Origin of the sequence: Calothrix sp. FACHB-168 (assembly GCF_963889195.1) — a bacterium.
In the GTDB taxonomy this organism is placed as follows: domain Bacteria; phylum Cyanobacteriota; class Cyanobacteriia; order Cyanobacteriales; family Nostocaceae; genus Aulosira; species Aulosira anomala_A.
Genome location: NZ_CAWPNJ010000034.1, coordinates 22,783 through 42,502, shown reverse-complemented (window position 1 = coordinate 42,502; position 19,720 = coordinate 22,783). Strand labels below are relative to the sequence as shown.

23 protein-coding genes are annotated in these 19,720 nt (G+C 41.2%); 12 read left to right on the top strand and 11 right to left on the bottom strand.

Going from position 1 to position 19,720, the window contains the following annotated elements; all coding sequences use genetic code 11:
• The first annotated feature begins 45 nt into the window (after positions 1-45).
• Together AACW45_RS21035 and AACW45_RS21030 are read left to right on the top strand one after the other, a co-directional pair.
• On the top strand, positions 46-1,665 hold the full coding sequence (locus AACW45_RS21035; RefSeq protein ID WP_190634536.1) for a mucoidy inhibitor MuiA family protein: 1,620 nt from the start codon (positions 46-48) through the stop codon (positions 1,663-1,665).
• Between the two features lie 404 nt (positions 1,666-2,069).
• On the top strand, positions 2,070-2,783 hold the full coding sequence (locus tag AACW45_RS21030) for a Uma2 family endonuclease (protein WP_190634466.1): 714 nt from the start codon (positions 2,070-2,072) through the stop codon (positions 2,781-2,783).
• A gap of 13 nt (positions 2,784-2,796) precedes the next feature.
• On the opposite strand, the gene AACW45_RS21025 is transcribed toward AACW45_RS21030, so the two are convergent.
• Both AACW45_RS21025 and AACW45_RS21020 read right to left on the bottom strand, forming a co-directional pair.
• Positions 2,797-3,777 carry an endonuclease/exonuclease/phosphatase family protein gene (locus AACW45_RS21025; protein WP_190634464.1) on the bottom strand — a complete coding sequence of 327 codons (981 nt, stop codon included), beginning with the start codon at positions 3,775-3,777 and terminating at the stop codon, positions 2,797-2,799.
• 187 nt (positions 3,778-3,964) lie between these two features.
• Positions 3,965-4,165 (bottom strand): hypothetical protein, encoded by a 201-nt coding sequence (locus tag AACW45_RS21020; protein WP_190634463.1) that lies wholly within the window; start codon positions 4,163-4,165, stop codon positions 3,965-3,967.
• Positions 4,166-4,526: 361 nt separating this feature from the next.
• Here AACW45_RS21020 and mnmE point away from each other — a divergent pair, with 361 nt between their 5' ends.
• Positions 4,527-5,921: a tRNA uridine-5-carboxymethylaminomethyl(34) synthesis GTPase MnmE gene (gene mnmE, locus AACW45_RS21015; protein WP_190634461.1), complete on the top strand. Its 1,395-nt coding sequence runs from the start codon at positions 4,527-4,529 to the stop codon at positions 5,919-5,921.
• A 252-nt stretch (positions 5,922-6,173) separates the two neighbouring features.
• On the top strand, positions 6,174-6,944 hold the full coding sequence (locus tag AACW45_RS21010; protein WP_190634459.1) for an SDR family NAD(P)-dependent oxidoreductase: 771 nt from the start codon (positions 6,174-6,176) through the stop codon (positions 6,942-6,944).
• A gap of 56 nt (positions 6,945-7,000) precedes the next feature.
• On the opposite strand, the gene AACW45_RS21005 is transcribed toward AACW45_RS21010, so the two are convergent.
• The gene (locus AACW45_RS21005; protein WP_242045733.1) at positions 7,001-7,483 is read right to left on the bottom strand and encodes a response regulator; all 483 of its coding nucleotides are present in this window, start codon (positions 7,481-7,483) and stop codon (positions 7,001-7,003) included.
• A gap of 430 nt (positions 7,484-7,913) precedes the next feature.
• Positions 7,914-8,762 (bottom strand): alpha/beta hydrolase, encoded by an 849-nt coding sequence (locus tag AACW45_RS21000; RefSeq protein WP_190634458.1) that lies wholly within the window; start codon positions 8,760-8,762, stop codon positions 7,914-7,916.
• Positions 8,763-8,873: 111 nt separating this feature from the next.
• Here AACW45_RS21000 and AACW45_RS20995 point away from each other — a divergent pair, with 111 nt between their 5' ends.
• Complete coding sequence (locus tag AACW45_RS20995; RefSeq protein WP_373462096.1) at positions 8,874-9,839, top strand: lysophospholipid acyltransferase family protein; 966 nt, start codon at positions 8,874-8,876, stop codon at positions 9,837-9,839.
• Positions 9,840-9,986: 147 nt separating this feature from the next.
• Here AACW45_RS20995 and AACW45_RS20990 read toward each other — a convergent pair whose 3' ends face one another.
• From AACW45_RS20990 to ndhC, 3 genes are read right to left on the bottom strand one after another with little or no spacing between them, the layout of a single operon-like run.
• Positions 9,987-10,514 (bottom strand): NAD(P)H-quinone oxidoreductase subunit J, encoded by a 528-nt coding sequence (locus AACW45_RS20990; protein WP_190634455.1) that lies wholly within the window; start codon positions 10,512-10,514, stop codon positions 9,987-9,989.
• On the bottom strand, positions 10,507-11,244 hold the full coding sequence (ndhK, locus tag AACW45_RS20985; RefSeq protein WP_096644020.1) for a photosynthetic/respiratory NAD(P)H-quinone oxidoreductase subunit K: 738 nt from the start codon (positions 11,242-11,244) through the stop codon (positions 10,507-10,509). Before ndhK ends, AACW45_RS20990 begins: the two co-directional genes overlap by 8 nt.
• Complete coding sequence (gene ndhC / locus AACW45_RS20980; RefSeq protein WP_045872960.1) at positions 11,235-11,597, bottom strand: photosynthetic/respiratory NAD(P)H-quinone oxidoreductase subunit C; 363 nt, start codon at positions 11,595-11,597, stop codon at positions 11,235-11,237. Before ndhC ends, ndhK begins: the two co-directional genes overlap by 10 nt.
• Before the next feature lie 196 nt (positions 11,598-11,793).
• On the opposite strand from ndhC, the gene AACW45_RS20975 reads away from it, so the two are divergent.
• From AACW45_RS20975 to AACW45_RS20950, 6 genes are all read left to right on the top strand, one after another.
• Entirely contained in the window at positions 11,794-12,138 is a 345-nt protein-coding gene (locus AACW45_RS20975; protein WP_190634453.1) for a rubredoxin, read from the top strand.
• A gap of 202 nt (positions 12,139-12,340) precedes the next feature.
• Complete coding sequence (locus tag AACW45_RS20970) at positions 12,341-13,363, top strand: photosynthesis system II assembly factor Ycf48 (protein ID WP_190634451.1); 1,023 nt, start codon at positions 12,341-12,343, stop codon at positions 13,361-13,363.
• 118 nt (positions 13,364-13,481) lie between these two features.
• Entirely contained in the window at positions 13,482-13,730 is a 249-nt protein-coding gene (gene psbE / locus AACW45_RS20965; RefSeq protein WP_096644023.1) for a cytochrome b559 subunit alpha, read from the top strand.
• A 9-nt stretch (positions 13,731-13,739) separates the two neighbouring features.
• Positions 13,740-13,877, top strand: a complete 138-nt coding sequence (gene psbF, locus AACW45_RS20960; protein ID WP_015115279.1) for a cytochrome b559 subunit beta — start codon at positions 13,740-13,742, stop codon at positions 13,875-13,877.
• Positions 13,878-13,886: 9 nt separating this feature from the next.
• Positions 13,887-14,006, top strand: coding sequence for a photosystem II reaction center protein L (locus AACW45_RS20955; protein WP_010997988.1), 120 nt, complete (start codon positions 13,887-13,889; stop codon positions 14,004-14,006).
• Positions 14,007-14,076: 70 nt separating this feature from the next.
• Entirely contained in the window at positions 14,077-14,196 is a 120-nt protein-coding gene (locus AACW45_RS20950; RefSeq protein WP_013190555.1) for a photosystem II reaction center protein J, read from the top strand.
• Positions 14,197-14,345: 149 nt separating this feature from the next.
• On the opposite strand, the gene AACW45_RS20945 is transcribed toward AACW45_RS20950, so the two are convergent.
• The gene (locus AACW45_RS20945) at positions 14,346-14,486 is read right to left on the bottom strand and encodes a photosystem I reaction center subunit VIII (RefSeq protein ID WP_096644024.1); all 141 of its coding nucleotides are present in this window, start codon (positions 14,484-14,486) and stop codon (positions 14,346-14,348) included.
• A 112-nt stretch (positions 14,487-14,598) separates the two neighbouring features.
• Positions 14,599-17,358, bottom strand: coding sequence for a hypothetical protein (locus AACW45_RS20940; RefSeq protein ID WP_190634449.1), 2,760 nt, complete (start codon positions 17,356-17,358; stop codon positions 14,599-14,601).
• A 260-nt stretch (positions 17,359-17,618) separates the two neighbouring features.
• Here AACW45_RS20940 and AACW45_RS20935 point away from each other — a divergent pair, with 260 nt between their 5' ends.
• A complete protein-coding gene (locus AACW45_RS20935; protein WP_190634447.1) occupies positions 17,619-18,239 on the top strand; it encodes a Uma2 family endonuclease in 621 nt (206 codons plus the stop codon).
• Between the two features lie 316 nt (positions 18,240-18,555).
• Here the strand turns inward: AACW45_RS20935 and AACW45_RS20930 are convergent, their stop codons facing one another.
• Together AACW45_RS20930 and AACW45_RS20925 are read right to left on the bottom strand one after the other, a co-directional pair.
• Entirely contained in the window at positions 18,556-18,801 is a 246-nt protein-coding gene (locus tag AACW45_RS20930) for a hypothetical protein (protein WP_190634444.1), read from the bottom strand.
• On the bottom strand, positions 18,802-19,719 hold the full coding sequence (locus AACW45_RS20925; protein ID WP_190634442.1) for a hypothetical protein: 918 nt from the start codon (positions 19,717-19,719) through the stop codon (positions 18,802-18,804).
• Position 19,720 lies beyond the last annotated feature (1 nt).

Below are 19,720 nucleotides of genomic sequence, written 5' to 3'. Positions count from 1 at the left end.
TTGTTTCAATGCCCCATGCCCAATGCCCAATGCCCAATATTACCCATGACAACTGACAATTCACAAACAAGTTCTTTACGCAAAACTGTAGACAGCCAGATTGTTGCTGTGACAGTATACAGCGATCGCGCCCTAGTCACAAGACAGGCTAGGGTTTCTTTGACAGGAGAAGAAAAAGAATTAGTCCTGACTTCCCTACCAGTAACTCTAGAAACTGATTCTGTGAGGGTTAGCGGTAAAGGTACAGTAGGGGTGAGGTTGTTAGGCGTGAGCAGCGATCGCATTTACACGGCTGAACCAGTTGTAGACAGGGTAAACCAACTCACAAGACAAATTCAGCAGTTAGAAGCCGAAAAACGCCACCTACAAGCGCAAATCGATGCCTTAGCTTTGCAGTCTAGTTTTATTGCTGGCTTGCGAGAAAAAACAGAAGAACCCTTTGCTCAAAGCTTGTCGCGGAAAAATCTCAGCCTCAGCGAAACTCTAGATTTTCTCAATTTTTTGGGTAGCCAGTATGGTGAATATGCGATCGCTTCTGGGGAATGCAAAACCCAACAAGAAGAACTAGACAAGCAATTACAAGTTCTGTGCGCCTCACTGCAAAACATCCAAACACCCCACCCGAAAGAAAGTGTAAGTTTAGTTGTAGCGGTGGAAGTAGCTGGTGCAGGAGAATTTGAACTAGAGGTTTCTTATGTAGTGAATCGCGCTAGTTGGACTCCATTATATGATTTGCGCTTTAACATTAGTAGTAATATTGTTAATCTCACTTACTTAGCTGAAGTCACCCAAAGCACAGGCGAAGATTGGCTAGGTGTAGCTCTCACCCTATCTACAGCTAAACCAGGCTTAGGTACATTACCTCCAAAGCTGGAACCCTGGTATATAAATACTCATTCCCGTCCGCCAGTAGACTTTATAAGTCGTAGAGCTATAATGCCAATGATGGCACAAGCGGCGACTAGCGAAATTGAGGAAGCAGAGGACGATATTCTCCAGGAAAGTGCGATAGAAGCGGAAGTTGTAGTTGCTGAAGTATCTCAAGCCGGAAGTGTAGTCACCTTTAAACTGAATGGTGGGGGTAATATTCCCAGCGATGGCGCACCCCATAAAACGACAATTTTTAATGATGACTATCCTAGTAATTGTGATTATATTGCTATCCCCAGATTAGTCAGCTTTGCTTATCTGCAAGCTAAAGTGAAAAATAGTGCCAATGGTGCAACTTTATTACCAGGTAAAGCGAATATTTTTCGAGACAATATGTTTGTGGGTACAACCAATTTAGAACATATTGCGCCAGGAGAAGAATTCAAAATTAATTTAGGTATTGATGAAGGGTTAAAAATTGAGCGCGATTTAGTTACTCGTCAAGTTGATAAAAAAATGATGAGCAGTCAACGGCGAATTACTTATGGTTATCGGTTGACAATTAGTAACTTGCTCGATCAAAAAGCTCGTTTGATACTCACGGAACAATTACCAGTCAGTCGTAACGAGCAATTAAAGGTACGTCTCACCCGCACTAATCCACAAATTCAACTAGGAGAAATGGGGATTTTGGAATGGGATTTAACTTTGCAAGCTGAAGAACAAAGAGAGATAAATTATCAATTTACTGTTGAGTATCCACCAGATTTAATAGTTACTGGCTTAGATATTTAGAATAGTCATTTGTCATTTGTCATTTGTCATTGGTAAGGATGTAGGTTGGGTTGCAATACTGCTCGGTTAAGCTCAAAAACCTTAACCCGCGTAGGTTGGGGAGCCACTGCGTTGGACGGGTTTCCCGGCTTAAAGCAAGTGGCGTTTGAGGAACGAAACCCAACGTTTAATTCTATTTACGTTTCGTAAAATAGTTATGGTTGATTTGCACCAACTTATTTATACCAATTGGGAAAAAATGTAACAAATGGGTAGGGGCATGGCATTGCCATGCCCTCTAGAATATATGTATGTGTCGCCCACATTATTTTGAATTGGTAGGAGATACAAAAGAATTTACTTGAGTAATAAGCGATCGCTCTTTGCTACTAGGTTAAACTTATAGCAGTGAGACAATTAGCGCCATGTCTATTGCCCAAGATTTAGCCACACCAGATGATGTTATATTTCCTAAAGGGGATTTATATAGTGACGAACCGCCTTTGGAAACTGACTTACATCGTCTACAAATGACATTGCTGATCCAATGTCTGGAGTTGTTGTGGCGAAACCGCAATGACTTTTATGCATCTGGCAATATTACAATATACTACAGCCCGCGCCAGCGCAAGTCAGAAGATTTTCGCGGCCCAGATTTTTTTGTCGTGTTGGGAACTGAACGTAAACCCCGTAAAAGTTGGGTGCTTTGGGAAGAAGATGGTAAATATCCCAACGTAATTATCGAACTTCTATCAGATTCTACAGCTTTAACAGATAAAGGCTTAAAAAAACAAATTTATCAAGATACGTTTCGCACACCTGAATACTTCTGGTTCGATCCGCAGAATTTAGAATTTGCTGGTTTTGTCTTAGTAGGTGGTAAATATCAAGCAATAGAAGCAAATTCTGATGGGTGGTTGTGGAGTCAACAGCTAGAGTTATATTTGGGAATTGAGCAAGAAAAACTACGGTTTTTTACTGCTGAAGGACAATTAGTTGTCACACCACAAGAACTTGCTGAACAAGAAGAGCAACGTGCTGAACAGGAAAAGCAACGTGCTGAACAAGAAAAGCAAAGAAGCGATCGCTTGGCAGCAAAACTGCGAGAATTAGGTATCGATCCAGATACAATTGCATAGTATCTATTGGATTTTAAGTTAAAACTAAGTCAGTAATTAAGGGTGCGTGGTCAGAATTAGCATTGCTTCCTGTATGAATTTTTGTAACGCGAAATTGCTTGCTGACAAAGCAATGATCAATAGGAATATTTAACAGGGGAATCATCCAGTTTGGTATATTTACATGGGTTGCTGGTCGCGGCCAGCTTGGTAAAATACCAAAACCTAAGCGTGTATTATGCAAATTTGTTTTCTTTATCAATCTGCGATAATAAGGCGACCAAGGTGTTAAGTTAAAATCTCCCATCAGAATTACTGGTTGATTAATTTCTTGAATATAATCACTCAAAGCTGCTAACTGAAGATTACGTCTGTGAAAAGTATTTCTTTTTACAGGTACTAGGGGATGAGTACCAATTAACTTAATAGGCTGTTTATTTACTGTTAAAGTTGCTATTAAGTTATGACCGCCTTGACCATTAAAATTATCTGCTTTGATATCTTGAATAGGTAAGCGGCTAAATATTGCCAATCCGCCACCAGGACTTCTAAAGTTATAGGGTAAAGTATTTGTTAACTCTGCTTTTAAAGCGTTGAAAATATTAGGAGTAATTTCTAGAAATAAAGCTACATCAGGACGATTATCCTGCACGACATTAATAATGTTTTTGTCATCTTTATTTTGAGTATTAATATTAAAAGATAAAAGCCGAATTTGTGGAGATGAATTTCCGGCTAATTGTTGTGTATGAGGTAGATACCAAGGAATGACCTCAATTAAATTTAAACCTACTAATAATAAAGCTGCGAGAACTATTATTTTATTTTTGAAATGCCGTGTTTTCCAGAGAATGCCTAAAATAGCAGTGAAGATTAAAGATAAAATTAAATAGTGAACGCGAAAGTGGGAGAATAGTTCTAGGGGATAAAACCAAGCTATGTAGCTACCTAAAGATAAAAATCCTAAAATTAACAGGGTAGCGGTGGCGACAAATAATATGATTCGTTGAGTCATTGGTTAATTAATTACATGAGATATGAACTCATCAATTAACCTCAAGAAATATTTTCTATTTTTCGGAAAGTGTAGTTGATAATGAAAGGACAGCCGATTGAACGAACACAACGAGCTGTCCACACACAACCAGAACATTTACTTCAGGCGATCGCCCAGCAGTTATCAGCGATAATCTAGCAGAAGACTACTGATCGTCTGGTAAAACCCATTTTGGCGGTTCCATCATTTTTCGCCGCAGTCGCTCTTCTGCCATTTCCAGCATTTTATCTAATGAAGTATCTTCAATAAATTGTGCTGCTGCTTCTTTAAATTCAAGGTTGGGACATTTATCCCCTAAAACACAACCGTTTACGCAGTCTACGGCGCAGTTAACTTTTTGCTCCACAGTGAATCCCCTCTCTATCAGAGCGTTTATCTACTCTTCAGGTAAATCTTACCTTGCTAATTGCTCTCCTATTCGTTTAAATACTCACCATTATTTAGTATAGAAGGCATCGATCCCCTAGCTTCTCTCCGTGGTAAGAGACAATAAGCTATTCTACTTTTAAGTTGCACAATCCAGCGTCAAGGCTGTTGACTGTTGACCGTTAACTGTTAACTGTTAATAGTCCTTTTCCTCCTGCTCCTGTGCCTACACAACGATTGATGATTGTTTTAATGGGAGTCCCAACGCCCCTTGAATCCTTTCCCTACATCATGCCAAAGTACCTGTTAGGCTCGTATTATATTTGCTGCAAAGGGCGCTCATGTCGGAAATATTTGCTACTACTGGAACCATTGCCGCGATCGCAACTGCTGTTGTCCCCCAGCAGGGTAGCGTGGGTATTGTGCGGGTGTCTGGTTCCCAAGCGATCGCCATCGCCCGAATTCTTTTTCATGCTCCTGGGCGTCAAGTTTGGGAAAGTCACCGCATTCTCTACGGCTATATTCGCCACCCAAAAACGCAAAACTTGGTGGATGAGGCTTTGTTGTTAATCATGCAAGCACCCCGTTCCTATACCCGTGAGGATGTAGTGGAATTTCACTGTCACGGGGGAATTATGGCGGTACAGCAAGTATTACAACTGTGCTTGGAAAATGGTGCTAGGCTCGCGCAACCGGGAGAATTTACTCTGCGTGCATTTTTAAATGGACGATTGGATTTAACCCAAGCTGAAGGAATTGCTGATTTAGTAGGAGCGCGATCGCCACAAGCTGCTCAAACTGCTTTAGCTGGGTTACAAGGTAAATTAGCTCATCCGATCCGTCAGTTACGCGCTAACTGTTTGGATATTTTGGCGGAAATTGAAGCGCGGATCGATTTTGAGGAAGACTTACCTCCGTTGGATTGTAAAGCTATCATATCAGAAATCGATCGCATCGCCGCAGAAATTACAAAATTACTGGCAACGAAAGATCAAGGCGAACTGCTACGCACGGGGTTAAAAGTGGCAATTGTCGGACGACCGAATGTAGGGAAATCCAGCTTACTCAATGCTTGGAGCCGGAGCGATCGCGCTATTGTCACCGATTTACCGGGAACTACCCGCGATGTTGTGGAATCGCAGTTAGTTGTGGGCGGTATTCCCGTCCAGGTGCTAGATACAGCCGGGATTCGGGAGACGACAGACCAAGTAGAAAAGATTGGTGTAGAGCGATCGCGCCGTGCGGCTAGTGCAGCAGATTTAGTACTGTTGACCATTGATGCATCTGTAGGGTGGACAGAAGGCGATCGCGAAATTTACGAACAGGTACAACATCGTCCTTTAATTTTGGTAATTAATAAAATTGATTTAGTCGCAGCAGATGTTAAAAATAAGCTGAAATCGGAAATTTCTAATTTCTCATTGACAATTTTTACAGCAGCAGCACAAAATCAAGGTATAGAAGATTTAGAAAATGCAATTTTAGAAATAGTTCAAGCCGGAAAAGTTCAAGCTGCTGATATGGATTTAGCAATTAATCAACGACAAGCAGCAGCATTAACAAAAGCACAAATTTCTCTAGAGCAAATGCAGAATACAATTGTGCAAGAATTACCTTTTGATTTTTGGACAATTGATTTACGAGATGCTATTCATGCATTAGGAGAAATCACTGGTGAGGAAGTTACAGAATCAGTGTTAGATAGAATTTTTAGTAAGTTCTGTATTGGTAAGTAAGTAGGTCATTTGTCATTTGTGAAAATTTACACACCCTCTACAAATTCTTAGCGTTCTTGGCGTTCTTCTCTTCTCCCAAGGGGAGACGCTGCGCGAACGAGACGCTTCGCGTTGGCGGAAGCCTCTCGCAGAGAAGGCGTCTTGGCGGTTCAATAAATTAAGGTTTTTAGTAATTTTTGCGTAAGTCCTGTTTTTCATTAGTGATGATTATCACTTTTTAATATTCCTTAAACAATAGTTGTGAATAATATTATGTCTTTTCTTGATGAAATTAATGAAGTAAATACATTAATTGTAGGAGCTAGTCAAGGTATTGGTTTGGGATTTGTCAAAAAACTCTTGCAAGATGACAGAATTAGCCGAATTTATGCTACTTACCGACAAGCAGAATCAGCCGGAGAATTAATTACTTTGGCTGATGCTAATCGTGAAAGATTGATTTGTTTATCTGTCGATATTACAGAAGAATCACAAATAGCAGCAGCGATTGAGAAAATACGTACCCAAGTAAATAAACTGCATTTGGTAGTTAATTGTGTTGGGTTATTACATGCAGAAAATATCCAACCAGAAAAAAGTTTACGCCAAATAAATGCCGATAATTTACTGCAATATTTTCAAGTTAATAGTATTGCTTCTGTTTTATTAGCCAAACATTTATTGCCTTTATTTAAACATAAAGAACGCAGCGTTTTTGCCAGTATTTCTGCTAAAATTGGGAGTATTGGCGATAACAATCTTGGTGGCTGGTATGGTTATCGTGCTTCCAAAGCTGCATTAAATATGTTCATGCGTACAGCCGCAATTGAATATGCTAGAAGCTGTCCAAAAACTTTTGTAGTCACACTACATCCAGGGACAACTGATACTAGGCTTTCTCGTCCCTTTCAGGGTAATGTTCCACCAGAAAAGTTATTTTCTGTAGAACGAACTGTTACCCAATTATTGAATGTAATAGAACAACTTCAAGATGGTGATAGCGGACAATTTTTTTCTTGGGATGGCAGCCGCTTGCCTTGGTAGGATAAATTATCGTATTTTTGGACTGTACAAAATCTGTTGACTGTTGACTGTTTTGTTCAATCACTTTGCAAAACTTGGGCGATCGCTACTAATAACTCGTCTGGATCGACTGGTTTAGAAAGATATAGCTGAAATCCGGCTTGTAAGGCTTGTCTTTGATTGATTTCACCTGCATAGGCGGTTAAAGCGATCGCTTTTACCTCTCCCCCTTGTTGTGGCGGTAAGGCTCTAATTTTCTGTAGTAACATATAACCGTCCATTTCTGGCATTCCAATGTCAGCTAACAATATATCTGGTACTTTTTGATTGAGTACCTCTAAAACTGCTTTGGCGGAAGATACTGAAGTCACAGTAGCACCCGCTTCTTCTAAAATGAAGGTGACTAATTCAAGATTGTCTGCTTCATCGTCTACCGCTAATACTTGAATTCCCTGCAAAGTTCCCATCTCTTTGGTTGATGCTTCCACCTGTATTGTGGAAGTTGATGTTAATAGTAGTGGTAATTTAACTGTCACGCGATCGCTAGTCCAAACTCTCAACCCCCAAAGTTGTTGGTAATCATGCTGTCTCTTTGACGGAAAGAATCAAAGACTTAGAGTAATAATTGTGGTTTAATACCTTTTGCGTTTATCTGTGATTTGAATTTATACCAATTGTCTCTAATTTAATAGGAAATTAGCTACTAACAGGTGTTAATTTTACGCCATTAAAGAGTACAATTCACACCATTGACTGCAACCGCAACCCTTCACCTAAAACAAGTCCTCAAATTTTACTAAAAGTTTTATCCCAATCTACTTTGAGGATGATGACAAAAAGTTTGTCATTATAAGTTAAGTAAGAGGATATAAATAAATCAAATTATATTACAAAACATAAATATACTTGAACCTCTTACCAATGACTCATGACTAATGACTAATGACAGCCCTTGCTAATTATATTTAATTACGCCAACCTACTTACAAATTACAAATTATGATGTTCTTCTAGCCAATTTTCTAAATCAGTGATTACTTCGCGGTAATTTATATCACTTTGTAATTCATGATAAGCACCCGGATACAATAATCGCTGCTTATCTTGGTAATTTACTAATTTGTAAAATATATCACTTCCCTCTGGTAAAGTTACTTTATCGGCTCCACCGTGAAGAATTAATAATGGTAATTGCCATTCATTAGCATGGGCGTAAATCCAATCAACTGTAGCAAAATATTCCGTAGCTAACCGCGCAGTTCCTAGAGTATGTCTAAGAGGATCGGCGGTGTAAGCAGCTAACACCTTTTCATCCCGCGAAGCAGTAGATAAATCAATACCAGTACTTAAACTAAACTGCGGCCAGATCCGGGAGAGTAGCTTACCTAAAAGTAAGCGAAATTTGGATACACCGACTTTACCTATTGCTGGTGCAAGAGCGATCGCGCCTTTTAAGGTTTTAGCTTCTTGGGGATGGCGCAAAATATAATCTAAAACCACCACACCCCCTAAGCTATGACCCATAATAAATATAGGATAACCTGGATGTTTATTTTGAATTAACTCAATAAAAATTCTTAAGTCTTCACGAAATTCTGCCCAACTATTAATATAACCGCGTTGTCCCGGCGATCGCCCATTACCCCGCATATCAAAAGCGTAAATAGCATATTCCTTAGGTAATAGTTGTTCAATAATATTGCCAAATCGACTGCTATGCGCTCCCAACCCATGCACAATGACTAAAATTGCCTTAAATTTACCCTCTGGTAACCAGCTTTGGTAATATAAAGCCAATTCTCCCAAGCCTGTAAAAGTATCTTCACTGTGGTAAATCATATTGTTAATTTTGAGAAATTTTTTTAAATTTTCTCGCTAGAGATTGGTGAATAACCTAGTTGTAATAACTATGATTTGCTTATCAATAGTAAAAATAATTTTAGAAAATTTGTGATTAAAAACTACCCTGAAGAAGCAACTTTTACAGTCCAAGAAAAGCAAACACAATCCCACAGTTTACCACCGATAACAGCCGCAGCCATCCAGCGAGTACGAGAAGGTTTAGCCGCAGCTGTCGATCCATCTGTGCGGGAAATGATGACAAAAACTCTCCAGCAATTAACAGCCATGACTGTTGAAGATTCAGAACCGAGAGTTAGCGGTGAAGTGCGGCGTTTCGTTTTGCGATCGCTCATTCATACTTGCTTTCGCATCCGAGTAGAATATTTAGACAAACTGCCGCAAAAACCAGCAATTTTAGCTGTTAACCATCTTCACCATATCGATCCCTTTCTCTTACTCAGCGAAATTCCTCCCCATCCTTACTACTACATACTAGGTGATGCTCGCACACTCTACAATCAGTGGTGGAAACGCCTCATCCTCCGCTTTGCTGGTGGTGTCATTCCTTTAGCTAGGATCTGGAAAGAAGAATCTGCTGTAATTGCACAAGCGCAAGCTGGACGAAAAGACTTAGTAGAATTAGCCACAGCGATTCAAGAGAACGTACCCACAGGTAAAGATATTCAAACCCTACGACAAATAGACAATATTGTGATGACAATCATAGCTCGGGGTGATGGTATAGTTCTCTTTCCTGAAGGCAGATTAGGAGATACTGAAGGTCAATTACACATTCCCTTAAAGCGGGGTACTGTTATCTACGCCCTTAAATCTGGCGTACCCATCGTACCTACAGCATTAATTGGTACTCATGACCTATTTTTCCGGAAAAAATTAACTATTCGCTTTGGCGAACCTTTATACTTTCCCCCCAGCAGCATACCCAAGCGTCAAGAAGTCGATGCAGCCATAGTATTATTACAGAATGCAATGCTAGCTTTATTACCGCAAAATTACCAAGAACCCACTGGCATCAAGCTATTTCGTAATTTTCTCAATCATCTATTTTGGTGATGAAATCTAGACTGCATTCTCCAACTCAGATATCTCTCCTCCTTTGCGAACCTTTATGTTAAAAACAATACCCCCCTCCGCCGCCGGAGAGGGGTTAGGGATGAGATAACACAATTCTCACTGCTGACACTCAGCAATCAACACTGTCTAATAAGCGTCTTGCAACTCGTAGAAATCAGGCGAGATGTAATCCTTCCGCAAAGGCCAGCCTACCCAATCCTCAGGCATTAAAATTCGCTTCAGATTAGGGTGTCCTTCATAGACAATGCCGAACATATCATAAGACTCGCGCTCTTGCCAGTCTGCGGTCTTCCAAATCCAGTACACTGAAGGCACTGTAGGGTTTTCCCGTGGTAAGAACACCTTCAAGCGGATTTCTTCCGGGCGATCGCTATTATCACCTACTTTAATTAAGTGATATACGCTCACCAAATCTTGTCCAGGGCCCAGGTCAATACCACCCTGAAACTGGAGACAATTAAACCCGTAAGCATATAAAGCTGTAGCAGTGGGAAGTAAGAAATCTCGTTCTACCTTAATTATCTCTACCCCGTTGACATCAGGTGCCAAAACCTCATGGTCAAAGCCATTTTCCGTCAACCACTGGGAAACTTTCCCGGCTTTTACCAGAGACTCTTCTGCTGCTGGTACTGGCTTAGATTCTTCATCAGCCACGGTTAGTTCCCTCCTTTTGTTTTTGGGATGTCAATAAAGCAGGTGGAACTGGTAAACCAATCGCTTCCGCCAATTCTTTCGGTGGTGTAAAGCGGGTATCTGACTGCATATACTTACCAGTTAAAATTTGCTCTACTGGCTTGAGATTATGAGTTGTGCTGTAATAGCGGTGGATTTGCTTAATTTGATCCCGTTCTTGAATGGAATCATTAGCTATCTTCTTCCGCAGCTTGATAATTGCGTCAATAATCGCTTCTGGACGCGGCGGACAACCAGGTAAGTACACATCTACAGGAATGAGTTTATCAACTCCACGCACAGCCGTGGGGGAATCAACGCTAAACATCCCGCCTGTAATTGTACAAGCTCCCATCGCAATCACATATTTTGGCTCTGGCATTTGCTCATAAAGACGTACCAATTGAGGTGCCATCTTCATAGTAATTGTGCCAGCAGTAATGATTAAATCGGCTTGGCGGGGGCTAGAACGAGGAATTAGCCCAAAACGGTCAAAGTCGAACCGAGAGCCGATTAAAGCTGCAAATTCAATAAAGCAGCAAGCCGTACCAAATAGCAACGGCCACAAACTAGAAAGCCGCGCCCAGTTGTAAAGGTCATCAACCGTAGTCAGAATTACGTTTTCTGAAAGGTCTTGAGTGACGCTGGGACGCTCAATCGGGTTGATGATGCGCTCTTTGTCCTGGGTTGTTAAATTAGAATTCAAGACCATTCCAAAGCTCCTTTACGCCATGCGTAAACTAAGGCGATTACAAGAATTGCAATAAAAATTAGCGCTTCAATGAATGCCAATAGCCCTAGACGGTGGAAAGCTACCGCCCAAGGATACAAAAACACAGTTTCCACATCAAAGACGACAAAAACCAGGGCAAACATATAGTAGCGGATGTTGAACTGAATCCAGGCTCCCCCGATGGGTTCCATCCCGGATTCATAAGTGGTGCGCCGTTCCGCACTTTTGCCACTGGGTCGTAGGAGCTTGGACGCTGAGAGCGCCAGGGCAGGCACTAGGCTACAGATAATGAGAAAGCCTAGAAGGTACTCGTAACCGCTGAGAACAAACACAATTGATATCTACCGCTTATGGTGTAAATAACGCTGTAACGTTCTTTTACATTATATCTTTTAGGCATTTCTGAAATCTGGGAAACAGAAGTGCTGAAGGTATTTGATTCGTTTTTACTTGTGATAGAAAAGTCTAACAGTTATGTCATAATTTGTAACGTATATTTAATATTTGCCCCTCTGCGAGGCCTAAGCAATGAGCGAACAAAGCGAACAAGCTGTTGAGACTCAAGCGTTAGACCGCTATGAGTGTCGTGCCTGCGGTTACGTCTACGAACCTGAAAAGGGAGACGACAAACATGATATTCCCTCAGGAATACCCTTCGCAGATCTGCCCATAAATTGGCGCTGTCCCGTATGTAGTGCAAAAAAACAAGCTTTCACTAGCATCGGCCCAGCAGGTCAAGTATCAGGCTTTCGGGAAAATCTGGGTTACGGTTTAGGCGTCAACACCTTGACCCCAACCCAAAAAAACCTCTTGATTTTCGGCGCTTTGGCACTGGCCTTCTTATTTTTTATCAGTCTCTACGGGTTACAATAGATACTTAATTAAACATCCCCACCCATAAGGATGAGGGAGACGTGGAGGACAAGGAGGACAAGGAGGACAACAAGGGGTAGGGAGATATATTCAGAACTTCCCAATGCCCAGTGCCCCATGCCCCATGCCCCAGACCTAATGCCCCATGCCCGACAACTGACAACTGACAACTTTAGAAACAATTACGAAATAAAAAATACTGATGCAAGCAATTTTAAAAGGTTGGCAACGAATATTTGCCTTGTTGATAGTTGTCCTGATGTGTATAGGTTGTAGCAAAGTTCCCTCTACCAGCTATAACCCCTGGGCAATCATTAATGTACCCACAGAAGCAAAACTGTTCGATATTGCTTTTACAGAAAATCCCCAGCATGGTTACTTAGTAGGTAGCAACGCCACAATTTTAGAAACTAATGATGGCGGTGATAGTTGGAAACCCTTAAATCTAGAACTTGATGACTCTAGGTATCGCTTTGATGCTGTCAGTTTTGCTGGTAAAGAAGGGTGGATTGCAGGCGAGCCTGGTTTGCTACTACATACTACTGATGAAGGTCGTTCTTGGTCGCGGATTGCTCTGAGTGAAAAATTACCTGGTAATCCCATTAGTGTCAGCGCTTTGGGGCCAAACGCAGCTGAGATGGCTACTGATGTAGGCGCTATTTATCAAACCCAAGATGGCGGTAAAAACTGGAAAGCCCAAGTAGAAGCAGCAGTTGGTGTGGTACGTAACTTAGAACGTTCTATCGATGGTAAGTATGTTGCTGTTTCTGCCAAAGGTAGCTTTTACTCTACTTGGGAACCAGGACAAAATGCTTGGGTACCCCATAACCGCAATAGTTCTCGTCGTGTAGAGAACATGGGCTTTGCTGACGATGGGCAAATGTGGATGCTAGCACGGGGCGGTCAGGTACAATTTAGTGACCCAACAAAACCCGATGAGTGGCAAGAAGCACAAAATCCAGAGTTATCTACTAGCTGGGGTTTACTGGATTTAGCTTATCGTACGCCTAATGATATTTGGGTTGGTGGCGGTAGCGGTAATTTACTGCACAGTGCTGATGGTGGTAAAACTTGGGAAAAAGACCGGGATGTGGAAACAGTAGCGGCTAATTTGTACAAGATCGTGTTTTTCCAGCCCAACCAAGGATTTATTATTGGCGATCGCGGTATTTTACTAAAATATAATCCCAATGTAGCCGCAAATGCCGCTTCCGAGCCAGCTTAGGGTCACAATCGCCTATGTAATTATCCAGATTTATGAGAAGGAAGTTGCAAGTTGTAACTCTTTCTAAACTTTGTAGGATAATAAACTCAATAACTGTCTTTGCAAAGGTAAAAACTCGATGTCAGGTACCACTGGAGAGCGTCCGTTTTCGGACATTATTACCAGCATTCGTTACTGGGTAATTCACAGCATCACCATCCCAGCATTATTTATCGCTGGTTGGTTATTTGTCAGCACCGGACTGGCTTATGATGTTTTTGGCACACCCCGTCCTAACGAGTATTTCACCGAAGTACGTCAAGAAGTTCCCATTGTGAACAACCGCTTTGAAGCTAAAAAGCAAGTTGAAAACTTTATCGGAAAGTAGTTTGAAATCATGACTAGCGGCAACAACATCAATCAACCAGTTACCTATCCAATTTTTACAGTTAGATGGCTTGCGGTTCACACCTTAGGTGTGCCAACTGTCTTCTTCTTGGGCGCGATCGCCGCAATGCAGTTTATTCAACGCTAGGAGCAACTCATGGAAAGAACGCCCAATCCCAATAATCAGCCGGTAGAACTCAACCGGACTTCTCTGTACCTGGGACTACTACTAGTTTTTGTTCTGGGTATTCTGTTCTCCAGTTACTTCTTTAACTAACTGGAACAAAGTTTGTTAATCATTCGTTTATTCAACTTGCGTTGATTTGTTGTAAAGGGAGGAGAAAACTGTGTCTGGAAGTGGGAGAATTCCTCTGTGGGTCGTCGCTACGATCGCAGGTTTAGGTGTAATAACTGTTGTCGGCATTTTCTTTTACGGAGCCTATGCCGGAATCGGTTCTTCACTTTAATATTAGCTAGAGCCAATACCATAATTAGTGTAGATTCTCTAGCACTTGTTTAGAAATCAACATTATGAAAAAACCGCCCATCTCACTGAGATAGGCGGTATTAATTATTAATGGGTCATTAGTTGTTGGTTAATTGAGCTATTACTCAATTAGGCAATATCTTCGCGTTCAATGTAGAGAAACAAAAACGCAAATACGGCGATGGGTACGCCCCAACCAATGATGGGAACGAACAGAGCAGGTAGGTAGGAAGTACTAGCCAAAATCGAAGGCAAAAGTTGAGAAGTCATAGTCAATGATTCCTGTTAAATTAAACTTCAATTCAAGATGAGCTTACTGCAAATTCTGTCTCATTTTTTAAATTCTAAAGATTTTTAACACAGCCGCAGTTGCTAGGCATGTCTAAATACCTAATAATTCATCTAATTGCAAAGTTGGTAAATTGGGTGGAATCACAGCTCGTGTTAGCGATACTTTATGGCTTTCCTGCTGGGTTTCGGGGTTCAGCGCGATCGCCTCAATGCGGACTTCTACGCAACCAAAAGGAATATCTAACTGCGTCGTTACCTCCAGCCTTCCCCTAGAATTAGTCTGCAAATTCTTCAGCAAGTGGGGGCCATCAATTAACCAACGACTTTGACAATCTTCAATCCATAGTTTCAAAATTACTTCTGAAGACACTTGCTGTAATTCCAAACGTACCTTTACAGATAAGCCAGCAATCAGTTCGCCTTCTGGTACATACAATTTTGGTGTGGGTAAGAGTTCGACTACAGGCCCAGCCATTCGCGGTAAAGGCGATCGCTCTGCTATCAATGGTACCTCTGGCACTTCCTCTTCTACAGGCAGAGTTTCTGGTATTTCAACCTCCGGTTCTTCTTCAACATAAATATCATCTACAACAATTTCTTCCCGCTTGGGTAAGGGTATCTTTTGATAACGCGGTGGCGGTGGTGGTGGGGGAACTGGTAATGATGGTGTGGAATATGCTTTTACCAGGTTATCTGCTGACTCTAAATCCTGTTGGGCGATCGCTAACCAATCTGACGGAATCTCCTCAGTACTGGTATACATAGATGACATTTCCGGTTGAGTAGAAACACGTTCTGGTTGAGTTGAGACTGTCTCAGATACTACAACATCACAATCTTCGTCTTGGTCTTGTAAATGAATCGGTTCCGGTAAAGTGAATCCCTGATTTTCTAGCCATTTTGTAATCAGTGGCGAAGAGTAAGGATTACCTTCAATAACTAGTTTTGGATTAGGTGGAGTTGCTTTTGCGGGTACATCTCGATTGATTAATTCCGAACTAGGCGGAGTGTCTGTTGGGGATATCGACTGATCGATTAATTCCGAACTAGGTGGAGTTGCTGTTGGTGTGACAAAATCGTCAATTAACTCCGGACGAGGGGAGTTAGTCACTTCTGCAACATAAGCATCAATTAACTTGGAACGTCGAGATACAGATACTTCTGTCACAGATGTTACCTGAGATTGTTGATCGTCAATCGACAACTCAGTTGTATTCTCAGTCCCAGCTAAAGCACTATGCTGCATCTGTGAGTTTTTTGGCGAATGCAAACTAGATGTATCAACAACCTCACTTTGAACCGCTTCATCTTCATCTGTCGCCGCCATTAACGGTTTCAAGTATGGAAATGTAGTAGCCAGCATCGACATGCGCCGATTTTTAATTACTAATTGCTCCATATTGATAGCGGCTAAGGTTTCCACCTTCTCCAAGCTTTCTGGCTGTGTAGCAAGTTCTGTGGTTGTCGCCTCTGCTGTCAAAGATTCTGCCAAAATTGCCGTATCCACTGGCTTAATTGGTGGTAGAGGCGGCATATTCGGCAATTCTAGCCCCCGATGACTATCTAATGATTTTTTACGCGATCGCGGTTTAATTTCAGGCGGTAAAAATTTATTTTCTAAAGTTAGAGACTGATCTGAAGGTACAGCTTTGACTAAATTTAACAGTGACAAATCAATTCCAGCCGCTCGTTCAGGGACTTCAGCAACCTCTAATTCCTCAAGCTCAGAAGTATTAGTAAATGCGGCTGTAATAGCCAGTAATTCGCTGACATCTGCTGTAATTGTAAATGGCTGGCTAGCTAAAAGTGTCACTTCACCAACATTAGTCAGCGCACCATACAAACTGACTTCCGCTAAAATTAATTTTGATTCGCAATCAGCAGGAATATTAATTGAAGATTCAATATTAAAAGGTAAGAGTTCATTCGGTAATGATTGCCTAACCTCATTCAAAATATCCGATTTTACAGGCGATCGCAGGGAAATTCTGACTTCTAGAGAATAAAGACTTTCTAAGTAAGGGATCTCTACCGCCCAATCCGTTTTTTCTTGTAGTTCTACCCGCCCATTAATTGTCAGAGATTCACCCCAACGCGCAACATAGGTTTCTTGCTCTAAATTTAACGATAATGGTGGTAATGCTGGCTGTATTTGCGGTTCTGCTAGCAATTCCTCATCTAAAAGCGATTCCCCGCTAGGTAAAGCTAAATCTATTAAATTTTGTAAAAGTTGCTCTGCCGTCACACCTCTAACCCACACAGGGCTGACAGGTTGATCTATGATGACATCTTCTTCTAGATATTCAACTGGCGTCTTTGTCTGAGAGCTAGTTTGCGGTGTAATTGTCGGTCTTGGTTCGCTGAGAGATGAATTTTGTACAGATGTAGATTCTACTGAATTACCAGCCAGCAAATTGACAACAGAAATCGTCGTTAATTCATCATCACCATCCGATGACACATCATTACTATCATCTGATGGCATTACCTGGACATCTGTTTGCTGCGGTAAAACTCGTAAATAGATATTGTACTGCCAAGATTTACCGAGAATATCCGACATCAAATCACCAGAACATTGCAACTCCCAAATTCCCGGTTTGAAGTAGGTATAGGGAATTACCGCCATTAAGCCTTCATTATTAGTACGGCGCGATCGCTTTTGAATTCGCCGCTTAGGTGGTACCTCTTGGGTAGAGGAATGAATTACCCTTACTTCCACATCTATATTAGGACGGTTAGAACGAGCCAAAACTCTATACCGACCCTCTATAATTTCTCCTTTTGGCGATTCCAGGGTATGCCAAGCGCGATCGCCCTGTCTCTGTATCAGAAATTGCCAGTTGTCCATTGTGAGTGATGCCAAGACCGAAGACCAGCTGAGTAATATTTTGCATTACTTGCTTGCCAGTTTACCTCAGCAATTTACAATTGCATAATATTAGATGAACTTTTGCTCCAGACATCCGTACTATACAGTAATTAGTCGGATATAAGCTGTCACAATACCATCATTTCAATTCAACTGCTGAACCATGATGTTAGAGTCAAGCTAACTATAGCCCCAGAGATTAGAGATAATATTTCTAGAGCAGAAATTTTCTATTAGCTATGACTCAAGCCATACCCAAGTTAGTCACCTTTGCAGAATTCGTCAATTGGCTCCCGGAAAACTCAGGGGTACGTTATGAACTACATAATGGAACTATTGTTGAAATGGCACAACCAGTAGGAGAACACGAAGAAGTTAAAGGATTTTTAACCATCAAGCTGAGTGCGGGAATTGATCGATTAGACCTTCCCTACGTTATCCCAAACCAAGCTATAGTTAGACCTCCAGAAAAAGATTCTGGTTATTTACCAGATGTCTTAGTACTCAATCGTGCAAATCTAGTAAATGAACCATTGTGGAAAAAAGAATCCATAGTTAGTTTAGGGGCGTCCATACCTTTAGCCATCGAAGTTGTATCAACCAATTGGCGGGATGATTACTATATCAAATATGCTGACTATGAAGAGATGGGCATCCCAGAATATTGGATAGTAGATTATGCCGCTTGCGGGGGACGGAATTTTCTCGGTAACCCCAAACAACCAACAATTTCTGTCTGTAACTTAGTTGATGGCGAATATCAGGTAAGCAAGTTTCGAGAAAGCGATCGCATCATATCCCAAGCTTTTCCCGAATTAAACCTCACCCCAAGCCAAATTTTTCAAGCTGGTTTGGTCTAGTCTTTAAATTATGTAATTCGTAATGCTTTATATAAACTTATAAAATCAACCTACAAATTACGTAGCCCAGTCAAAATAAAGTAGTATTTTAAATTAAATTGAAAATGGGGCATAGGGCATTGACTTTTATACCCTATTTATGTTAACTATTCTCACAGAATAGTTATACTTACGCACAGCATAGGCATAACTAAAAAAACTACGCCCATGCTGGGTGCTCAGTAAAAAATACTAGCGCCTAGCCCCTAGTTGATTTTTCATGTGTGTTGGTGTACTTAACTTTAATAAGTACAATTGCTACTTATTACCTGAATTTCTACAGACCATAGCGATTTCGGTAATAAGCAAGAATTTGCTGAACCAGTTGGACATTTTGAGTTGTCGGACTTGATGTCCAAGATAACCATAAACCTTCAATTTGACTTTGGTAATAATCAAACTGTAGGGATGATTGGGGAATCAAACCGACTTCCAAGCCTTCTACTTGACGCAAATGCGCTGCTATCTCTCGATAAACAGCTAATGGTAAGCCAGCAAATTCAATTTTTTCTTTAGTCTCCACTTATGAAGCTCCGACAGCAACAATATGTTGGGATGGCGTTATCCAAGAAACAGGATTTGCGCCAGGGTTTGTAGTTGGTGTTGCGGAATTAGCAGGATTATCGCCTACCATTCTGGCAACTTCAATACCATATTGTTCCACAATCACAACAGGATTGGAGCCTTCATTCATTTCAATACGTTTAATTAAAAGACCATTAGCTAATCGCTGTCCCGCTTGTACATAGCGACTAGTAGGTTCATTTGGGACTTGGATAATCGCCTGGAGTTGTTTACCAATTAAAACTACGCCAGTTACAAGCACAGATTTTGCTAATTCTGGTTGTGGTTTTTCTGGTAATACAGATACTAGTTTGGGGCTAGGAATAACCGGCGGTAATACTGGAGTTAATCTAGGCAACAATTTAGGCGCAACTTTGGGAGTTTTCGCTACGAGAGCCAATTTAGGCGCAGGTTTTGGCTTATTGCTCCCTGGTGGATTGAGAGTAGTTGATGGTACTCCACTAGTTACTGGTACCTTTTTTGCTGGTGGTTGAGCAATTGGTAGGGGAGGTAACTTAGGAATAGATTTTGCCGTATTTGTGGTAAGTCCTTGAACTGTTGGTGCTTGGACAATTTCGGCAAAGGGGTCATTTCGGCCTTTTGCTATCATCACTAACCGCTCTGTAGCATTAGTGGGTTGAATTAAAGTAGCCGATGGACTATAAGTTGCGGCGGCAACTTTTGATTGTTTACCAGGGACAATTGGATTATTAAAAGATTGGGTAGCGGTTGGCGATTTAATTGCTGATTTTGTAGTCGGGGGAAGATTAGCCCCAGGACTAGGATTACTAGCCTGTGGTGTTTCTTCAGAACTACATCCAGCGATCGCTAACATTAAAATGGCTACACCCGCGATTGTGGAATTTTTTCTACCCATT